The sequence below is a fragment of the Limnohabitans radicicola genome, from assembly GCF_014837235.1.
GTDB lineage: Bacteria > Pseudomonadota > Gammaproteobacteria > Burkholderiales > Burkholderiaceae_C > Limnohabitans_A > Limnohabitans_A radicicola.
Map to the genome: position 1 here is coordinate 804,344 of NZ_JACYFT010000002.1, position 19,027 is coordinate 823,370.

At 63.5% G+C, this 19,027-nt stretch carries 18 protein-coding genes and 1 tRNA gene; 3 read left to right on the forward strand and 16 right to left on the reverse strand.

The genetic code is table 11. The features are described 5' to 3' along the window. Positions 1–62: 62 nt before the first annotated feature. Complete coding sequence (locus IC609_RS11560; RefSeq protein ID WP_191819641.1) at positions 63–2,045, forward strand: ABC-F family ATP-binding cassette domain-containing protein; 1,983 nt, start codon at positions 63–65, stop codon at positions 2,043–2,045. Between the two features lie 113 nt (positions 2,046–2,158). Here the strand turns inward: IC609_RS11560 and IC609_RS11565 are convergent. The 6 genes from IC609_RS11565 to tolB all read right to left on the reverse strand — a co-directional run bounded on the left by IC609_RS11565 (position 2,159) and on the right by tolB (position 6,790). Then, positions 2,159–2,234: transfer RNA gene (locus IC609_RS11565), tRNA-Lys, on the reverse strand. Positions 2,235–2,279: 45 nt separating this feature from the next. Continuing rightward, on the reverse strand, positions 2,280–3,065 hold the full coding sequence (locus IC609_RS11570; RefSeq protein ID WP_191819642.1) for a tRNA threonylcarbamoyladenosine dehydratase: 786 nt from the start codon (positions 3,063–3,065) through the stop codon (positions 2,280–2,282). Then, on the reverse strand, positions 3,058–4,161 hold the full coding sequence (locus IC609_RS11575; protein WP_191819643.1) for a YeeE/YedE family protein: 1,104 nt from the start codon (positions 4,159–4,161) through the stop codon (positions 3,058–3,060). Before IC609_RS11575 ends, IC609_RS11570 begins: the two co-directional genes overlap by 8 nt. Before the next feature lie 8 nt (positions 4,162–4,169). Further along, the gene (gene ybgF, locus IC609_RS11580) at positions 4,170–4,943 is read right to left on the reverse strand and encodes a tol-pal system protein YbgF (protein ID WP_191819644.1); all 774 of its coding nucleotides are present in this window, start codon (positions 4,941–4,943) and stop codon (positions 4,170–4,172) included. 3 nt (positions 4,944–4,946) lie between these two features. Further along, entirely contained in the window at positions 4,947–5,480 is a 534-nt protein-coding gene (pal, locus tag IC609_RS11585) for a peptidoglycan-associated lipoprotein Pal (protein ID WP_191819645.1), read from the reverse strand. Between the two features lie 23 nt (positions 5,481–5,503). Then, the gene (tolB, locus tag IC609_RS11590) at positions 5,504–6,790 is read right to left on the reverse strand and encodes a Tol-Pal system beta propeller repeat protein TolB (RefSeq protein WP_225224167.1); all 1,287 of its coding nucleotides are present in this window, start codon (positions 6,788–6,790) and stop codon (positions 5,504–5,506) included. A gap of 153 nt (positions 6,791–6,943) precedes the next feature. Between tolB and msbA the strand changes: the two genes are divergently transcribed. Next, entirely contained in the window at positions 6,944–8,728 is a 1,785-nt protein-coding gene (msbA, locus tag IC609_RS11595; protein ID WP_191819647.1) for a lipid A export permease/ATP-binding protein MsbA, read from the forward strand. A 19-nt stretch (positions 8,729–8,747) separates the two neighbouring features. On the opposite strand, the gene rng is transcribed toward msbA, so the two are convergent. The 9 genes from rng to IC609_RS11640 are packed head-to-tail and all read right to left on the reverse strand — an operon-like array spanning position 8,748 to position 16,210. After that, positions 8,748–10,223 carry a ribonuclease G gene (rng, locus tag IC609_RS11600; protein ID WP_191819648.1) on the reverse strand — a complete coding sequence of 492 codons (1,476 nt, stop codon included), beginning with the start codon at positions 10,221–10,223 and terminating at the stop codon, positions 8,748–8,750. 25 nt (positions 10,224–10,248) lie between these two features. Beyond that, positions 10,249–10,851: a Maf family protein gene (locus IC609_RS11605; protein WP_191819649.1), complete on the reverse strand. Its 603-nt coding sequence runs from the start codon at positions 10,849–10,851 to the stop codon at positions 10,249–10,251. Beyond that, complete coding sequence (gene rlmH / locus IC609_RS11610) at positions 10,848–11,315, reverse strand: 23S rRNA (pseudouridine(1915)-N(3))-methyltransferase RlmH (RefSeq protein WP_191819650.1); 468 nt, start codon at positions 11,313–11,315, stop codon at positions 10,848–10,850. The genes IC609_RS11605 and rlmH overlap by 4 nt, the downstream gene beginning before the upstream one ends. Before the next feature lie 6 nt (positions 11,316–11,321). Next, positions 11,322–11,999: a ribosome silencing factor gene (gene rsfS / locus IC609_RS11615; protein ID WP_191819651.1), complete on the reverse strand. Its 678-nt coding sequence runs from the start codon at positions 11,997–11,999 to the stop codon at positions 11,322–11,324. Beyond that, on the reverse strand, positions 11,992–12,618 hold the full coding sequence (gene nadD / locus IC609_RS11620; protein WP_333473686.1) for a nicotinate (nicotinamide) nucleotide adenylyltransferase: 627 nt from the start codon (positions 12,616–12,618) through the stop codon (positions 11,992–11,994). Before nadD ends, rsfS begins: the two co-directional genes overlap by 8 nt. After that, positions 12,615–13,535, reverse strand: a complete 921-nt coding sequence (hemF, locus tag IC609_RS11625) for an oxygen-dependent coproporphyrinogen oxidase (protein ID WP_191819652.1) — start codon at positions 13,533–13,535, stop codon at positions 12,615–12,617. Before hemF ends, nadD begins: the two co-directional genes overlap by 4 nt. Before the next feature lie 6 nt (positions 13,536–13,541). Beyond that, positions 13,542–14,168: a 1-acyl-sn-glycerol-3-phosphate acyltransferase gene (locus tag IC609_RS11630; RefSeq protein WP_191819653.1), complete on the reverse strand. Its 627-nt coding sequence runs from the start codon at positions 14,166–14,168 to the stop codon at positions 13,542–13,544. A gap of 9 nt (positions 14,169–14,177) precedes the next feature. Then, positions 14,178–15,458, reverse strand: a complete 1,281-nt coding sequence (gene purD, locus IC609_RS11635) for a phosphoribosylamine--glycine ligase (RefSeq protein WP_191819654.1) — start codon at positions 15,456–15,458, stop codon at positions 14,178–14,180. A 26-nt stretch (positions 15,459–15,484) separates the two neighbouring features. Further along, entirely contained in the window at positions 15,485–16,210 is a 726-nt protein-coding gene (locus IC609_RS11640) for a YebC/PmpR family DNA-binding transcriptional regulator (RefSeq protein ID WP_191819655.1), read from the reverse strand. A gap of 68 nt (positions 16,211–16,278) precedes the next feature. Here IC609_RS11640 and IC609_RS11645 point away from each other — a divergent pair, with 68 nt between their 5' ends. Further along, positions 16,279–17,793, forward strand: a complete 1,515-nt coding sequence (locus IC609_RS11645) for a helicase HerA-like C-terminal domain-containing protein (protein ID WP_191819656.1) — start codon at positions 16,279–16,281, stop codon at positions 17,791–17,793. Between the two features lie 21 nt (positions 17,794–17,814). Here IC609_RS11645 and IC609_RS11650 read toward each other — a convergent pair whose 3' ends face one another. Continuing rightward, entirely contained in the window at positions 17,815–18,996 is a 1,182-nt protein-coding gene (locus IC609_RS11650) for a CaiB/BaiF CoA transferase family protein (RefSeq protein WP_191819657.1), read from the reverse strand. Positions 18,997–19,027 lie beyond the last annotated feature (31 nt).

The following is a 19,027-nucleotide window of genomic DNA, read 5'->3' on the forward strand; positions in this document are numbered from 1 at the left end:
ACGCACAGCGTGCACCTCATCGCCACGAGGGCGCGGCTCCCACAAAAATCCTAACAAGAACAATGATCAACCTCAGAAACGTCACCCTCCGTCGCGGCACCAAAGTGCTGCTCGACCAGGCATCGGTCACCCTCAACCCCGGAGAAAAAGTCGGCTTGGTCGGGCGCAATGGCGCGGGCAAATCCACCTTGTTTGCGCTGTTCAACGGCACGCTGCACGAAGACGGTGGCGACTTCGAAATGCCCAAAGCCTGGCGCATGGCACAGGTCGCGCAGAACATGCCCGAGACCGACCAGCCGGCATCAGAGTTTGTGCTGGAAGGTGACACCCGGCTGGCCGAACTGCGCCAACGCCTGGCCGCAGCCGAAGCCAGTGGCGACGGCATGGAGATGGCCCACGTCTACACCGATCTGGCTGACGCGGGGGACCACGACGCCCTGCCCCGCGCTGAAGCGCTCATTCTGGGTCTGGGCTTTCGGGTGGATGAACTCAACAACCCGGTCAACAGCTTCTCGGGCGGCTGGCGCATGCGCTTGCAACTGGCCCGCGCGCTGATGTGCCCGTCGGACATTTTGCTGCTCGATGAGCCCACCAACCACCTGGATTTGGATGCCCTGGTCTGGCTCGAAGCCTGGTTGCAACGCTACACGGGCACCATGATCGTGATCAGCCACGACCGGGAGTTTCTGGACGCGGTGACCGATGTGACGCTGCACATCGAGCAAGCCAAGCTGACACGCTACGGCGGCAATTACACCGCGTTTGAAATCCTGCGCGCCCAGCAGATGGAACTGCAACAGGCCTCATTTGCCAAGCAGCAGGACAAGATCGCCCACCTGCAAAAGTTCATCAACCGCTTCAAGGCGCAGGCCAGCAAGGCCAAGCAGGCGCAAAGCCGGGTCAAGGCGCTCGAGCGTATGGAAAAAGTGGCCCCGCTGCTGGCCGAGGCCGAATTCACCTTCGAGTTCAAGGAGCCCAACAACCTGCCCAACCCGATGCTGGCCATCAGCGAGGCGAGCTTTGGCTACATGGTGGACGGTGCGCTCAAAACCATCGTGCAGGGCGTGAGCAAATCGGTGCTGGCCGGGCAACGCATCGGCATTCTGGGTGCCAACGGCCAGGGTAAGTCGACCCTGGTCAAGACGATTGCCCGCACCATGCCTGCATTGAGCGGCACACTGACCGAAGGCAAGGGCCTGAACATCGGCTACTTTGCGCAGCAGGAACTCGATGTGCTGCACCCGCAGGACAACCCGCTGGAGCACATGATCCGCCTGGCCAAGGAACTGGCCAGTGGCGAGCCCAGCCGCGAGCAGGATTTGCGCAACTACCTGGGCACCTTCAACTTCTCAGGCGACATGGTCAAGCAGGCCGTGGGCACCATGAGCGGCGGCGAAAAAGCCCGCCTGGTGCTGGCCATGATCGTGTGGCAGCGCCCCAACCTGCTGCTGCTGGACGAGCCCACCAACCACCTGGACCTGGCCACCCGCGAGGCGCTGTCGATGGCGCTCAACGAGTTCGAAGGCACCGTCATGCTGGTCAGCCACGACCGCGCCTTGCTGCGTGCGGTGTGTGACGAATTCTGGATGGTGGGCCGGGGCAAGGTCGAGCCCTTTGATGGCGACCTGGACGACTACCAGAAGTACCTGCTCGATGAATCCAAGCGCTTGCGCGAAGAAGCCAAAAACTCGGCCAGAAATGTCCCGCCAGAGGCGCCCGTGGCCGTCGCTCCGGTCGCGGTAGCCACGCCCCAACCTTCGTCAACGCCAAGCGCCAGCAGCGCCGAACAGCGCAAGCTGGACGCCCAGAAACGCCAGCAGTTGGCCTCGCAAACCCGCCCGCTCAAAAAAGAACTGGAACAAAGCGAGCAGCGCATGGCCGTGATCGAAAAGGAAAAAACCGCGCTGGAGCAGCAGCTGAGCACACCGCTGCCCCCAGCTGAGATTGCAGATGCGGGTCGCCGCCTGAAGGCCCTCACCGATGAAATGGCCACGCTCGAAGAGCGATGGCTGGAGCTCACCGAGCAATTGCAAGCCATGGCCTGATTCAAACAAAACAGCCCGGCAGTGCTCGGGCTTTTTTTGTGCGACAAGCGCCAAGCTGTTGAGCGCAGCCATGAAAAAAGCACTTTGTACGCGAATACAAAGTGCTTTTGAATTGGTGGGACCAGCGGGGGTCGAACCCACGACAAACGGATTAAAAGTCCGCTGCTCTACCAACTGAGCTATGGTCCCTTTGCTGCACCGCCGTAGCACTGCAGCAAGACTCAAATTATAGCGTCATTTTTTGGCCTTCGAAGACCCGCTCGCCAAAAAATTCAAAATTTCTGATGCTGCACACAAACCGAATGTCGCCGTCACCCCCACCGACGAGCCGTAGCCGTGGCAGTTGAGCGAACCATCGCCCTCGATGGCACAAGACGCATCGGGCGGCGCCACTGCCTCGCGGCTGAAGACGCAACACACGCCCATGCGTTTACCTTCTTTCGGCGCGCCATGGTGCTTGCGCAACTGGTAACGCAAGCGGGCCAACAAGGGGTCGTGCGTGGCGAGGGCTAAATCGTCCACATCCACCTTGTGCGCCAGGCGCTTGCCACCTGCAGCTCCCACGCACACAAACGGGGTTCGGGTCTGCCGCGCCCAGACGGCCAAAGCGAGTTTGGCCTTGGCGTCATCGCACGCATCGATCAGGGCATCGGGCTCGGCGGGCAACAAGGCAGGCCAGTTATCGGGCCCCACAAAGTCGTCCACCACGTCCACCTGGCAAGTCGGGTGGATCTCGGCGATACGCTCTTGCATGGCCAGGGCCTTGGCACGGCCCAGGGTCGATGTGAGTGCATGGATCTGGCGGTTCACGTTGGACTCGGCGATGTGGTCCATGTCGATCAGCGTGAGGCGCGCCACACCGCTGCGCGCCAGCGCTTCTGCCGTCCAGGAGCCGACGCCGCCGATGCCCACCACCACCACATGCGCCGCACGGATCTGCGCAGCACCATGCACACCGTACAGACGCTGCAGGCCGCCAAAACGGCGATCTTCCTGCTCGACCCAAGCCGGATCAGTCATGCGCCATCTGCCATTTCAGGGTCAGCACCGCCCCCAGCACGATGCCCGCCGTGGCCAGCACACTGCCCAGGTTCAAGGTCGACAAGCCGCTCAAGCCCTGCCCAAAGGTGCAGCCCAATGCCATGACGCCACCCACGCCCATCAGCACACCGCCCACCAGATGGCGGACCAGGTCCTGAGGCTGGGTAAATCCTTCCCAGCGGAAGCTGCCCGAGCGCCAAGCACTGAGGGCCGCGCCGAGCACGACACCCGGCAGCATGGCCATGCCAAAGCTCACACGCTTGGTGCCATCGCTGTAGTACATGAACGCGTCCAGCCAGAAACCGACCGGGCCGACAAAACTCATGGACTCCATGCGCCCGCTGGCGGTGGTGAGGAAGACCGATTCGAGGGTTTCAGGGTGCTCAGGCACCCAGGCCAGCACGCCCGAGCACCACCACAGCAACACCGCCACCAGGCCCACACCGATCCCAGCAAAGACATGCCTGCCTGCTCGGAACGACGGATCGCGCCCAACCCAGACCACCAGGCCAAAGGCCAAACACAGCGCCAACGCAGCGCTGGCCCAAGGCAAGCTCCAGCCCGCAAAATGCGCCAGCCACTGGCTGGCAAAAGGCCCCACACCCCAGGCCGTGTCCACACGGTCAGCGCCTTGCACGCGCCACACGGCGGGCAAGCCTCTGAGGGTGGCCACAGCCGCCATGCCCATGGCCATGAGCACCACAAGTGATTTCAGGTTACCTGCACCCAGCCGCACCAACGCCTTGCTGGCACAACCCGAGCCCAGCACCATGCCCACGCCAAACAACCACCCGCCCAGCAGCAAAGACAACCAAGGCAGGCGTTGTGTGTTGTAGATCGTGTTGAGCGGGCTGATGCCGGACCACAGCATCAAGCCGGCAAAGCCGAGAATGGCCACGGCCAGGGCCAGGGCCCATTGGCGTGCACGCTGGGCGTTGCCCATGAGCAGCCAGTCGCTGACGGCGCCCATGGCACAAAAATGGCTGCGGTGCAAAACGAAGCCCAGCACCAGGGAGGCGGCAAACGCCAGACCCAAAACAGCCAAGGTCTGCCACTGCAGTTGTTCGGCCGTCATGGCAAGGCTCAGCGCAGGCGGGCCAACCGGTCTTTGGCGGCTTGCGCCGTCTCGGAGTCGGGGTAGGTCTTGATCAGCTCTTCCAGGGTCTTGCGGGCCCCCTTGCTGTCCTTGAGCTCCAGCTGCACATTGGAGATGGCCAGCATGGCTTCAGGCGCCCGCACATGCGCAGGTGCGGCAGCGAGCATCTGACGGAACCGCGTCATCGACTCCTTGTAATCTTTGGTCGCGTACTCGGCATTGCCCAGCCAGAACAAGGCCGAGGGCAGATACCCACTTTGACCGTAGCGCTGCACAAAAGCCGCCAGCACAGAACGGGCCGCCGCAAAGTCGCCCTTGCGGAAGACCTCCAGGGCTTGCTCATAGTCGCGCTTTTCTGCCGCATCAGCGGCAAATTCGCGGCCATCCACCGTGACCTTGACGGGCTCGAACTTTCTCAAGCGCTCGTCCAGACCGGCTTGCGTGTCCTTGTGGCGCTGCTGCAAGTCGGACAGGTCACGCGCGAGCTGCTCTTGCTGCCCTCGCCCTTTGGAGATGTCGGACTTGAGGCCATCGATCTGGCCTTGCAGGTCCAGCAGGGCACGGCGCAGCTGGGCGTTTTCTTCGCCCATGGCCTTGATGTTGTTGTTGCTCGCTTCGAGTCGTTGGCGCAGATCAAGGATGGCGCGCCGCGCCTCATCGTCTTCCAGCAGCCCCGCCTGCGATGCCCCAGCCAACGACAAGGCCAACAGGCCCGCCGTCAGCAAGCGCTGCGCGAGTCCGCCCAAGCTTGTGCCGCGCATGGATCAATACCGGATTTCGACGCGGCGGTTCTTCGCCAGCGACAACTCGTCCGAGCCTTCAGCGGCAGGCTTTTCCTTGCCATAGCTCACGGCTTCGAGCTGGCTCTCGGGCACACCCAGCAAGCTCAAGGCACGGCGCACGGCTTCGGCACGTTTTTGGCCCAAAGCCAGGTTGTACTCGCGGCCACCGCGCTCGTCGGTGTGGCCTTCCAGTGTAGCCTTGCGTTGCTTGTTGGCCTGCAGGAAGCGGGCGTGGCTCTCGATCACAGGGCGCGCATCGGCACGCACCACAAAGCTGTCGTAGTCAAACAGCACCACATGGGCGGTGCCCACCGGACCGATGCCGCTGCCGGACTTGTCGGCCAGCACGGGGGCAACCGAAGAGGCCTGGCTGTCACCTGCGCCCACGCCACTGGTCGATACACCCGACGATGTGGCGGATTTGTCCTCAACAGGCACATCGTCCAGTTTCACGCCAGAGGCGCAACCAGCCAACAAGGCCACGAGCGCCATGGCGCCAAGCAGTTTCTTCATCATTTCACAGACTCCATATAAAAAAATTATTTGCGGTAAGGGCCCCAATGGGGTTCCCGGATATCGCCGCCTTTGCCAGACAAGCGGGCCTTGATGCGGCCATCGAGCGTGGTGGTCATCAGGGCTTCGCCTTGTTGCTGGGTGGCATACACCAACAGACGGCTGTTGGGTGCAAAACTGGGACGCTCGTCCGCGCCGGTATCGGTCAGGGCGGTGCTTTGACCAGTCGCCAGGTCCATCAGCTGCAAGCGGAACTGACCGCCCTGCCGCTGCACATAGGCCATCCAGCGGCCATCGGCACTGAGCGTCGGGGAGATATTGTAGGAGCCATTGAAACTGACCCTTTCGGCATTGCCGCCCTGTGCGGGCATGCGGTAAATCTGGGGGCTGCCGCCCCGGTCGCTCACAAAATAAATCTGCGAGCCGTCTGCCGAGAATGCCGGCTCGGTGTCGATGCTGCCCGACTGCGTCAAGCGGCGGGGCTCGCCCCCGGCCAGGTCGATGCGGTACAGCTGCGAGCCGCCGTCGCGCGTCAGCGTGGCGACCAGGGATCGGCCATCGCGTGCCCATGCAGGGGCGCTGTTGGAGCCTTTGAAGTTGGCCACCGCACGGCGCTGGCCACTGGCGACTTCATGGACATAAATCACGGGTTTGCGTGATTCAAAAGAGACATAAGCCACCTGCCCGCCCAATGGCGACCAGGAGGGCGAGATGATGGGCTCGGGGCTGCTGAGCGCCGACTGGGCGTTCTCGCCATCCGAGTCGGCAATCCAGAGCGTATAGCGGCCCGATTGCTTGGTCACATAAGTGATGCGGCTGGCGAAAGCACCGGGCGTGCCTGTGAGCTTTTCGTAGACCCAGTCGGCCATGCGGTGGGCCGACAGGCGCAGGTCACCGGCAGAAACCGTGTCCCGGAAATCGGATTTTTCCTGGCCTTTGACCGCGTCCCACAAGCGCGCGCGAACGTCGTAGCGGCCATCGGCCAGGCGCGAGACGCTGCCTGCGACCAGGGCTTCCGCCGAGCGCTGACGCCAAGGCGAAAAATCGGGGCGACTGGTTTCGTCGAGCACCGTGCCGGAGGCGTCCAGCCCTTTGAACTGGCCGCTGCGCTCGAGATCCGCCTGCACGATGGCTGCGAGTTTTTGCGGCGCTGCAGACTCGCCCTTGAAAGGGGCAATCACCACCGGCAGCTGGGTCATGCCCACGCCCGTGACTTCCACACGGAACTGGGCTGCAGCAGGCCAAGCCAGCGACAGTCCAAGCCACAAGCCCAGCCAGACACGCAATTTCAGCAATAAATGAGGCAAATCCATCATGGGGCGTCAAGGTCTCCAAATCGACAGAGGGAATCGTACACCGGAGAAACTGCATTTCTGGGTGCTGCGAGGCACAAACATGCAACAACTTTCAGTCACACCGCCCTCGCATGGGCTGCAGCGGCCAGCCTCTTACAATGGAAGAGCCCTATGACCACCCCAAACGCCCCAGCCGCCCCCAGCCCAGCCCAGGACAGCATCCGCCAGCGCTTGCTCGGCCTCAAGGGCTATTTCGGACAACAGCGGGGCATCTGGGCCATCGCCATCCTCGCCACGCTGGTGGCGGCCATCACGGAACCCATGATCCCGGCCCTGTTCCAGCCGCTGCTGGACAAGGGCTTCGCCCAGAACGCCTTGCCCTTGTGGTCTGTTCCCGTGGCCGTGATCGGCATCTTCCTGATCCGGGGCATCGCTTTTTACCTGGGGCAATTTGCCTTGGCCAGAATCACCAACGACGGCATGGAAAAACTGCGGCAGGACCTCTTTGGCCAGCTCATGCGCGCCGAGCTCGGACTGTTTTCACGGCAATCGGCCAGCGCCCTGTCCAACACCATCGTTTATGAAGTGCAGAACGGCGCAGTGCAATTGGTATCGGCGGTGATCGGACTCACGCGCGACGGCTTCACACTGCTGGCGCTGGTGGGCTACCTGCTGTGGATCAATTGGAAGCTCACCCTGGTGGTGTTCCTGGTCGCGCCGGGGCTGAGCTGGATCATGAAAACATTGTCCAGACGCCTGTACCGTCTGACCAAGCAAAGCCAGCAAGCCACCGATGACCTGGCCTATGTGGTGGAAGAAAACGTGCTCGCCCATCGGATGGTGCGACTGCATGGTGCCCAGTCAGCACAGGTCCAACGCTTTGAACTGTTGGGCCGACAACTGCGTGGTCTGGCCCTCAAATCCACCGCAGCGTCTGCCGCCATCACCCCGCTGACCCAGATGATGGCAGCGATTGCGCTGTCGCTGGTGCTGAGCATCGCGCTGGTGCAAAGCCAGGGCGGCACGGGCGGCACCACAGTGGGCGGCTTTGTGGCCTTCATCAGCGCCATGCTGATGCTGGTGGCCCCCATCAAGCGGCTGGCCGATGTGGCCAACCCCATCACAAGAGGCCTGGCCGCCATCGAGCGGGGCTTGTCTTTGATGAAAGACGCCCCCACCGAATCAGAAGGCAGCTACCAGAGCACACGCGCCAAGGGTCTCATCGAATGGCGGCAGGTCGGCATCCAGTTCAAAGCCGATGCCCCGCCCGCACTGGACGGCATTGACCTCACGGTCCAGCCCGGTGAAATCGTGGCACTCGTGGGCACTTCAGGTGCCGGCAAAACCACCTTGGTGAATCTGTTGCCGCGCTTTCTCGAGCCCACCACGGGTGAAGTGCTGCTCGATGGCCACGCCCTGCCCGACTGGACGCTGGCCAGCCTGCGGGCCCAGTTGGCCCTGGTCAGCCAGGACGTGGTCATGCTCAACGACACCGTGCAGGCCAACGTGTGCCTGGGCCTGCCCGCTGACCGGGCGCAAATTCAGGCCTGCCTGCAAGCGGCCAACCTCTGGGGGCATGTGCAGCAGCTGCCGCAAGGCATGGACACCTTGCTCGGCCACAACGCGGGACAGCTCTCAGGCGGGCAACGCCAGCGACTGGCGATTGCCCGGGCACTGTACAAAAACGCGCCCATCCTGATCCTGGACGAAGCCACATCGGCGCTCGACAACGAATCCGAGCGTCTGGTGCAAGACGCCCTCAAGGTGCTGATGCAAGGCCGCACCACTTTGATCGTGGCGCACCGCCTGTCGACCATCGAACACGCCGACCGCGTGGTGGTCATGGAGCATGGCCGCATCGTGGAGCAAGGCACGCCTGCCGAATTGCTGGCGCGGGGCGGCGCTTATGCCCGGCTGCACAGCCGGGGCGAATGGGCCCAGCCGGCACAGGGCTGAGCACGGCGCAGCTGCGGGCTCAGAGCAGGACGATGTCGTACTGCTCGGGGCCGAGCGAGCCCTCGGCCTGCAGCGAGATCGGCTTGGCAATGAAGTCCGACAAGCCCGCCAGATGCGGGCTTTCCTCGTCCAGCAGCAAATCGATCACCGCAGGTGACGCCACCACCCGGAACTCGCGCGGGTTGAACTGACGCGCCTCGCGCAGGATTTCGCGCAGGATGTCGTACACCACCGAACGTGGGGTTTTGACAATGCCTTTGCCCTGGCAGCTGGGGCAAGGCTCGCACAGCATGTGCGCCAGCGACTCGCGGGTGCGCTTGCGCGTCATCTCCAACAGGCCCAGCGACGAAAAGCCCCCCGCCATGGTCTTGACCCGGTCGCGCGCAAGCTGCTTCTTGAATTCGGCCAACACCGCGTCCTGGTGCTCGGCGCGGCTCATGTCGATGAAGTCGACGATGATGATGCCGCCCAGGTTGCGCAGGCGAAGCTGGCGCGCAATGGCCTGTGCCGCCTCCAAGTTGGTCTTGAAAATCGTGTCTTCGAAGTTGCGCGCCCCGACATACCCGCCCGTGTTCACGTCCACCGTGGTGAGGGCCTCGGTCTGGTCAATGATCAGGTAGCCGCCGGACTTGAGGTCCACCCGGCGGCCCAGCGCCCGGGCGATTTCCTCATCGATCGCGTACAGGTCAAAAATCGGCCGCTCGCCCTTGTACAACTGCAGCCGCTCAGCCGCCTTGGGCATGAACTCGGAGGCAAAGGCCGCCAACTTATCGAACTGCTCACGCGAATCGATGCGGATGCTCTGCGTGCGTTCACCCACCAGATCGCGCAGCACACGCTGCAGCAACGTCAGGTCCTGGTGCAGGAGCGAGGTCGGCGGCAAACGGGTAGAAGCGTCCTTGATGCGTGCCCAGGTTTTGCGCAGGTAGGCGATGTCATCCTGCAGCTCATCGTCGCTCGAATCTTCGGCGTTGGTGCGCAAAATGAACCCGCCGCCAGCGGTGCCCACCAGGGCCTGCAGCCGCGAACGCAGCGCATCGCGTTGGTCCGAGGGGATTTTTTGCGAGACGCCAATGTGGTCATCCTGCGGCAAAAACACCAGATGGCGCCCCGCAATGCTGATCTGCGTGGACAGCCGGGCGCCTTTGGTGCCAATCGGGTCCTTGATCACCTGCACCATGAGCGCCTGGCCCTCAAAAACCTGTTTTTCGATTGGCACCAGCGGCTGGCCCGTGCGGGCCGCGGCGGGCATGTCGCCATCGGGCTGGCGCTGCCAGACATCGGCCACATGCAAAAAGGCCGCCTTGTCCAGCCCGATGTCGATGAAAGCCGACTGCATGCCTGGCAACACACGGGCCACTTTGCCCAGGTAGACGTTGCCCACCAGGCCGCGCTCGAGGGTGCGCTCGACATGCAGTTCCTGCACTGCCCCGAACTCGACCACGGCCACGCGGGTTTCCTGGGGAGACCAGTTGATCAGGATGTCTTGTTGCATGATGGGAATGTTGAAATGGGAACGGTCAGCAACGCACGCCAAGCTGGCGCAGCAGCGCCGCAGTCTCGAACAGCGGCAGGCCCATGATGCCGGAATAACTGCCGCGGATCTGTTCTATGTGCGACGCCGCCCGGCCCTGCACGCCATAAGCACCGGCTTTACCCATAGGCTCGCCCGTGGCCACGTAGGCCTTGATCTGCGCTGGCGTCATGGCCGCAAAGCGCACCCAGGACTCGGACAGGGCCGTCACGCGCTGGCGCCCTTTTTGCACCGCCACGGCCGTCAGCACCCGGTGGGTCTGCCCCGACAGCTGCTGGAGTATGAGCGCCGCGTCTTTGGCCGTAGCGGGTTTTCCCAGAATCTCGCCGCCCAGCGCCACCGTGGTGTCGGCGCACAGCACAGGGGCTGCAGGTAAACCCTGGGCCTTGAGCCGCTCCACTGCCGCGTCGAGCTTCAAGGCGGTGACGCGCTGCACATAGCGCGCCGGGGCTTCACGCCCGTGCACGGCTTCCAGGGCCTCGGCGTCTTCGTGCGGGTCGGGCAGCAGCAGTTGGTGCTCGACGCCGATTTGTGTCAGCAGTTGGCTGCGGCGGGGGCTTTGGGAGGCCAGATAGATGAAGGCTGTCATTCGCGGTGGTAAGGGTGGTTGGCATTGACCGACCAGGCGCGGTAGAGCTGCTCGATCAAGAGCACACGCACCATGGCGTGCGGCAAGGTCAGGTCAGACAGCCGGATGCGTTCGTGCGCCAGTTTCTTGAATTCGGGGTCCAGCCCGTCGGGTCCGCCAATGACCAGCGCCACATCGTCGGCTTCGAGTTGCCAGTGGCGGAGTTTGTCGGCGAGCGCTTTGGTCGTCAGGTTGGTGCCCCGCTCGTCCAGGGCCACGATGCGGCAGCCGCGCGGGATTGCCGCCTCGATGCGCTCACGCTCGGCCGCGTACAGGGTTTCCAGCGTTTTGGAGCCGCGTGGCTCGGTTTTGACCGCCTTGAGCTCGACTTTGAGCTCAGGCGGAAAGCGCTTGGCGTAATCGTCCCAGGCGGTTTGTGCCCAGTCGGGGACACGCTGCCCGACCGCAACGATCAGCAGCTTCATGGGGGTTTAAGCGCCTTTGCGGCTTGCAGGCTTGACCAGCTTGCGTGGCGCTGCGGTGGTTTTCTTGGCCACCGCTTTTTTGGCCACAGTCTTGGCCGGGGCATTGACCACCACTTTTTTGGCCGCGGTCTTCTTGGCCGGTGCCTTCAGGGCCACTTTGGCTGCAGGCTTGGCCGCTGACTTGGCGGGGGCTTTGCTGCTGGTGGCGGCTTTTTTGGCTGGCGTTTTGGTAACGGATTTGCCTGCAGCGGCTTTCTTGGCTGGGGCTTTTTTGGCTGCGGGCTTTTTCTCGGGCAACTCGGCCACAGCCGGCTTGGGCGCACCGAACTTCAAACGCACCGGCTTGTCACCCCAGATTTCTTCCAGGTTGTAGTACATGCGGATGGTCGGCTGCATGATGTGCACAACAGCGGCGCCACAGTCGGCAATGATCCATTCGCCGTTGTCTTCGCCCTCGATGCGGGGTTTGCCAAAACCGGCTTCGCGCACCTTGTCGCGCACGCTGGCCGCCAGCGCCTTGGTCTGGCGGTTGGAGGTACCCGAAGCAATGATCACACGCTCAAACAGCGGGGACAGGTGCTCGGTGTCGAACACCTTCAAGTCCTGGGCTTTGACGTCCTCCAGGGCATCCACGATCAAGCGTTGGAGTTTCTGGATGTCTTTTTTGGCAGCGGTGTCAGTCATCAATGGGCCTGTAGAGGTGGTGTTCGTGAATATAGCGCTCCACCGCGGCAGGCACCAGTCCCTCGATCGGCTGGTGATGGGCAATGCGTTGGCGGATGTCCGTTGCGCTCAAAGGCATCAACGGCATGTGAAGGGTTTGGGTCGGCAGTGAGAAAGACGCTTGGGCGGAAGTTCCGGTGACATGCGCATCACCCCAGGCTCCGACGTCAGGATCGCGGTCTGCGGCGCAAATTATAGCCATCCGGGCAATGTCACCGATCCGATGCCACGAAGGCAGCGAGCGGCGCTGGTCATCGCCAATGAGCAAATAGAGCTGGCCCCCAGGGCGCTCCAATACCAACTCTTGCAGCGTGTCCACGGTGTAGCTGGGGCCGGTGCGCACCAACTCACGCCCATCGACCACCACCCGCGCCACGCCCTCGAAGGCCAAACGGGTCATGGCCAGACGGTGCGCTGGATCACTCAAACCGTGCGCCTTGTGCCAGGCTTGACCCGTCGGCAACACCCTCACCTCGTCGAGCTGCAGCTGCGCGATCGCGGACTGCACCAAGGCCACGTGGGCCAGATGCGGCGGATCGAACGCCCCGCCAAACACACCGATGCGCAGCGGTTTGTTCACACCCAGTCCCGGGGCACCAGGAAGTGGCTGAGCAGGCGCTCTTCGGGTGAGCCCACCGGATCGCGCCGCTGGTAGGACCAGCGCACCTCGGGCGGCATGGACAGCAGGATGGATTCGGTGCGGCCGCCCGACTGCAGGCCAAAATGCGTGCCCCGGTCCCAGACCAGGTTGAACTCGACATAACGGCCACGGCGGTAGAGCTGGAAATCGCGCTCGTGCTCGGTCCAGGGCTGGTCCTTGCGGCGGTGCACGATGGGCAGGTAGGCCTTCAGGAAAGCATCGCCCACGCTTTGCAGCATGGCAAAGCTGCGCACCATGCCCAGTTCGGCAAAGTCGTCAAAGAACACCCCGCCGACGCCACGCTGCTCGCTCCTGTGCTTGTTGCAGAAGTACTGGTCGCACCAGGTCTTGAAGCGCGGGTAGAGCGCGCTACCAAACGGGTCCAGCGCGTCCTTGCAGGTCTGGTGGAAATGCACCGCGTCTTCGTCGTGGCCGTAATATGGCGTGAGGTCCATGCCGCCACCGAACCAGGCCACCGGGTCCTTGCCCTCGGGCTTGGCCGCGATCATGCGCACGTTCATGTGCACCGTGGGCACATGCGGGTTGCGCGGGTGAAACACCAGCGACACGCCCATGGCCTCAAAAGGCGCACCCGCCAGCTCCGGGCGGTGCTGCGTGGCCGAAGGCGGCAGCTGCGGCCCGGTCACATGCGAAAAGCCGCAGCCCGCACGCTCGAACACCGGGCCACCTTCCATGATCTTGGTGATGCCGTTGCCCTGGAGCTTTTCGCCCGCAGGTTTTTCCCAGGCATCGGTCACAAAGGGCGTGGGGTCGATGTCGTTCAGCGCATCGGTGATGCGGGCCTGCAGGCTGGTCAGGTAGCCGCGCACCTGTGCGATGTCAATCACGTCACTCATGCCGTGTCATTTCTTTTCTGATGTTGTGTCGGTCTTGGGCATTGGTCGAACGGGGCCTGCCAATTCAGGGCGGCAGCCCTGTACACCCGCAAAGACCTGCGCCATCCGGGCGTAATCGGCCTCCACATCCCCCGTCAAATCCACAAAGTCCACAAAAGACAAAGTACGACGCCCCCAGTCAAAGCGCACCAACGCCACGGGCACCTGCGCCCCGACCGCCACCTGGTAAAAACCGCTTTTCCAGCCGGTGGTGAGGCTGCGCGTGCCCTCGGGCGCCACCGCCATCCACAGCAAGCGCTTGTCCTGGCGGTGCTGTGTGTACACGTCCACCACCGAGGCCACCATGCCCTTTGGGGCGCTGCGGTCAATGGCAATACCACCCACCCAGCGCATCCAGTGCCCCACCATCGGGAATTTGAACAGGGAATCCTTGGCCCAGAAGTGCGCCGGGATACCGATGGCCCATTTGGCCAGCAACCCGATCGGGAAATCCCAATTGCTGGTGTGCGGATACACCACGATCATGCCCTGCAGCGCAGGCAAACCCTGGAATTCGACCCTCCAGCCCAGCAATTTCAACAGGGCCCGTGCCAGGGCCGAACCTTTGAACTGAACGGGGTGCGGTGTGCTCATGAACGGACCTCAGTGCTTGATGGCGCGGTAGCCGATGTCGCGGCGGTACTGCATGCCGTCAAAGTGGATGCCTTGCGCCAGCTCATATGCTTTTTGCTGGGCCTGCTTGACCGAATCGGCCAATGCCGTCACGCACAGCACGCGCCCCCCAGAGGTCACGGTCTGGCCATCCTGAGCCACTGTACCGGCATGGAACACCATGGCGTCCAGGCTGTCAGCGGGCAGACCGGTGATGGCGTCGCCCTTGCGCGGGCTCATCGGGTAGCCTGCAGCAGCCATGACCACGCCCAATGCCACGCGGCGGTCCCATTCCAGTTCGACCTTGTCCAGGCCTTCGCTGGTGGCAGCCATCATCACGTCGAACAGGTCGGATTTGAGGCGCATCATGATCGGCTGGGTTTCCGGATCGCCCATGCGGCAGTTGAATTCGAGCGTCTTGGGCTTGCCCTGGGCGTCGATCATCAGGCCAGCGTAAAGGAACCCGGTGTAGGGAATGCCGTCTTTTTCCATGCCCCGGATGGTGGGCAGGATCACCTCGCGCATGGCGCGGGCGTGCACCTCGGCCGTGACCACGGGTGCGGGCGAATACGCGCCCATGCCGCCCGTGTTGGGGCCTGCGTCACCGTCGAGCAGGCGCTTGTGGTCCTGGCTGGTGGCCAAGGCCGTGACGTTCTTGCCGTCGCACAGGACGATGAAGCTGGCTTCTTCGCCTTGCAAAAATTCCTCGATCACCACACGGGCACCGCCTGCGTTGTGCGCCACACCCAGGGTGTTGTCCAGCAGCATGAAGTCCACCGCCTCGTGCGCTTCGGCCAGGGTCATGGCCACCACCACGCCCTTGCCTGCGGCCAGGCCATCGGCCTTGACCACGATGGGCGCCCCCATGCGGTCCACATAGGCGTGGGCCGCCACCGGGTCGGTGAAGGTGTCGAAGGCGGCTGTCGGAATCTGGTGGCGCGCCATGAACGCCTTGGAGAAAGCCTTGGAGCTTTCCAGCTGGGCTGCCGCCTGGGTCGGGCCAAAAATGCGCATGTTGTGCGCGCGGAACTCGTCCACCACGCCTGCGGCCAGAGGGGCTTCGGGGCCGACCACGGTGAGCACGATCTGGTTGTCCTGCGCCCACTGGCGCAGGGCCTTGACATCGGTGATCGGTACATTGACCAGGGTCTTGTCACGCGCTGTGCCCCCGTTGCCCGGGGCGACATAGACCTGCTGCACCTTGGGCGACTGCGCCATTTTCCAGGCCAGGGCGTGCTCACGGCCTCCGTTGCCGACGATCAGTACTTTCATCAAACTTCCTTGAATTCTTGGGGGGCTTATTCGGCGATTTCGGCGTTGTGGAACACGTTCTGCACATCGTCCAGGTCTTCCAGCACATCCAGCAATTTCTGCATGCGGGCGGCGTCTTCGCCAGTCAGTGCAATGGTGTTTTCCGCACGCATGGTGACTTCGGCCATGTCGGCCACCAGCCCTGCGGCCTCCAGCGCGTTCTTGACGGCCTCAAAGTCACCGGGGGCGGTCAGCACCTCGATGGCGCCCTCTTCGTCCGAGATCACATCTTCGGCACCGGCTTCCAGCGCCACTTCCATGACCCGATCCTCGCTCGTGCCGGGCGCAAAAATCAGCTGGCCGCAATGTTTGAACTGGAAAGCCACCGAGCCCTCGGTGCCCATGTTGCCGCCGTATTTGCTGAAGGCGTGGCGCACATCGGCCACGGTGCGCACGCGGTTGTCGGTCATGGTGTCCACGATGATGGCCGCACCACCAATGCCATAGCCTTCGTAGCGGATTTCCTCGTAATTGACGCCTTCAAGGTTGCCGGTGGCCTTGTCGATGTTGCGCTTGATGGTGTCGGCGGGCATATTGGCCGCCTTGGCTTTTTCGATGGCCAGACGCAAGCGCGGGTTGGCGGCCGCGTCACCACCGCCCGTGCGTGCCGCGACCATGATTTCGCGCACGCACCGGGTCCAGATGCGCTGACGCTTTTCGTCCTGACGCCCCTTGCGGTGCTGAATATTTGCCCATTTGCTGTGGCCAGCCATTGGAAAGTCCTTGTTTGTTGATTTAATCTGGCGGTGATTTTACTTTTGAAGCCAGGGAAGCCCTTTTCATGACCGAACCAATGCCCATTGCCCAGAACGACCATGCCCAATGCGCCCTGCTGCCTGCCCTGGCCAACCGCCACGGCCTGATCACCGGTGCCACAGGCACCGGCAAGACCGTCACGCTTCAAACCCTGGCTGAAAACTTCTCGCGCATCGGCGTGCCGGTCTTCATGGCCGACATCAAGGGCGACCTGACCGGCATCAGCCAGACCGGCAAAGTGGGCGAGAAACTGGCCAAAGTGCTGGCCGAGCGGGGCATCGCCCTGCCCGAGCCGCTGGCCTGCCCCACGGCCCTGTGGGACGTGTTTGGCGAACAGGGTCACCCGGTGCGTGCCACCGTGAGCGACATGGGCCCCCTGCTGCTGGCCCGCATGCTGGGCCTGAACGACACCCAGGCGGGGGTGTTGAACCTGGTCTTCAAGATCGCCGACGACAACCACCTGCTGCTCCTGGACATGAAGGACCTGCGGGCCATGCTGCAGCATGTGGGTGACAACGCCAAACAGTTCACCACCGCTTACGGCAACATCAGCGCCGCCAGCATCGGCGCCATCCAGCGCGGGCTGCTGCAGATCGAGCAGCAAGGCGGTGACCGCTTCTTTGGCGAGCCCATGCTCAACATCCAGGACTTCATGCAGACGGACGACCGGGGCCTGGGCGTGGTCAACATCCTGGCCGCGGACAAGCTGCTGAACGCGCCGCGCCTGTACGCCACCTTTTTGCTGTGGATGCTGTCCGAGCTGTTCGAGCAGCTGCCCGAGATCGGCGACCCGGACAAGCCCAAGCTGGTGTTCTTTTTTGACGAAGCACACTTGCTGTTCAAGGACGCTCCGACCGCGCTGGTCGAACGCATCGAGCTGGTGGTGCGGCTGGTGCGCTCCAAGGGGGTGGGCGTGTATTTCGTCACGCAAAACCCGCTGGACATCTCCGACAGCGTGCTGGGCCAGCTGGGCAACCGCGTGCAACACGCTTTGCGGGCCTTCACGCCGCGTGACCAGAAAGCCGTGCAGGCCACGGCCCAGACCATGCGGCCCAAGGCGGGCCTGGACATCGAGGCGGCCATCACCGAGCTGGGTGTGGGCGAAGCCCTGGTGAGCTTGCTGGATGCCAAGGGACGGCCCTGCGAAACCGAGCGCGTGTTCGTGTTGCCGCCAGGCAGTCAGATCGGCCCCATCACGCCCGAGCAGCGCCAGGCCCTGCTGCAAAACTCGCTCGTGGCAGGCGTGTATGAGCAGGCTGTGGACCGCGAATCGGCCTACGAAGTGCTCAAGGCCAACGTGACCGCCCATGCCGACAGCCCGGCGGCCCAGTCCGCACGCGATGGCCAAGCCGAAGGCGGCATGATGGGCGCGGTGTCCGACCTGCTGTTTGGCAGCACCGGCCCGCGCGGCGGTCAGCGCGACGGCATTGCCCAGATGGTGGTCAAGAGCGCCGTGCGCACGGCGGGCTCGGCCATCGGCCGGGAGATCGTGCGCGGGGTGCTGGGCAGCCTGCTGGGGGGCAGCCAGCGCAGGCGCTGAAGACCTGCCTCTTTCAGGCGTTCAGCGCACCACTGCAGCGGCGAACAAGGCATCGATGGCTTCCTGGCTGCGGCCCAACTCTGCCAAGATCGACCGCGTGTGCTCCCCCAGGTGGGGAGCCAGGCGGTCCGGGTCTGCCGGCTGCTGGTTGAAGCGGGCTGCTGCACGCGGTGCGCGGATGCGGCCCAGACCGGGGTAGTTCGACGCCATCAGGCTCTCGTTGTGCCGAATCTGCGGGTCATCCGCCAAATCGGCCTTGAAGTTCACATGCCCGACCGGCACCCCCTCGGCGGCCAAACGCTCCACAAATGGCCGCACCAGCTGCTCGGCAGCAATGGGTTCGAGCACAGCACGCCAGGCATCGATGTGGTCGCGGCGCAGCATCATGTTGGCAAAACGCGGATCCTGCAGCAGCTCGGGCTTGCCGAACACACGGCAGATGCCCGCAAACTCTTCGTCCTGCGGCGCGATCATGGCGAACCAGCCGTCCTTGCACCGCCAAAGTTTTTGCCGGGCGCCAAACTCGGGCACAGGTGCGGGCGGATTGTCCAGAAAGCTGTGGTTGTAGAGCGCTTCCGGCCACAAAAAAGACAGCCCTGCGTCCAGCATGGACAGCTCAATACGGCAGCCCTCGCCGCTCGTCTGGCGACCATGCAGCGCGGCCGTGATGGCCTGCGCCGCCGTCAGGGCGGTGATCTTGTCGCACATCAGGGTCTGCAGCAGCCGGGGTTCCTGTGTATCGAAATCGGGGTGGGCATCGGCAAAACCGGACACCGCCTGGATCACCGGGTCGTAGACTCGGTAGCCCGAATAAGGTCCGCTTTGACCGAAGCCGGTGATCGACAGGTAAACGATGCGCGGGTTCCAGGCCTTGACCTGCTCGTAGCCAAAACCCAGGCGCTGCATGGCCCCAGGGCGGAAGTTTTCGACCAGCACATCGGCCTGTTCGGCCAGCTCACGCAGGATGGCCCGGGCCTCGGGCTGCTTGAGGTCCAGCACGATGGAGCGCTTGCCCCTGTTGATGGTGGCAAACAGCGAGGTCATGTCGCCCTGGATCGGACCCACGCGGCGCGTGAGGTCGCCGCCTTGCGTTTCGACTTTGATGACGTCGGCACCTTGGTCGGCCAGGATGCCTGTGGCCATGGGTCCGGAGACCACGGCAGACAGGTCAAGAATGCGGACGCCGGAAAGGGGGGCTTGCATGGGGGTTCCTCGTGCGATCAAGCAGGTGGCC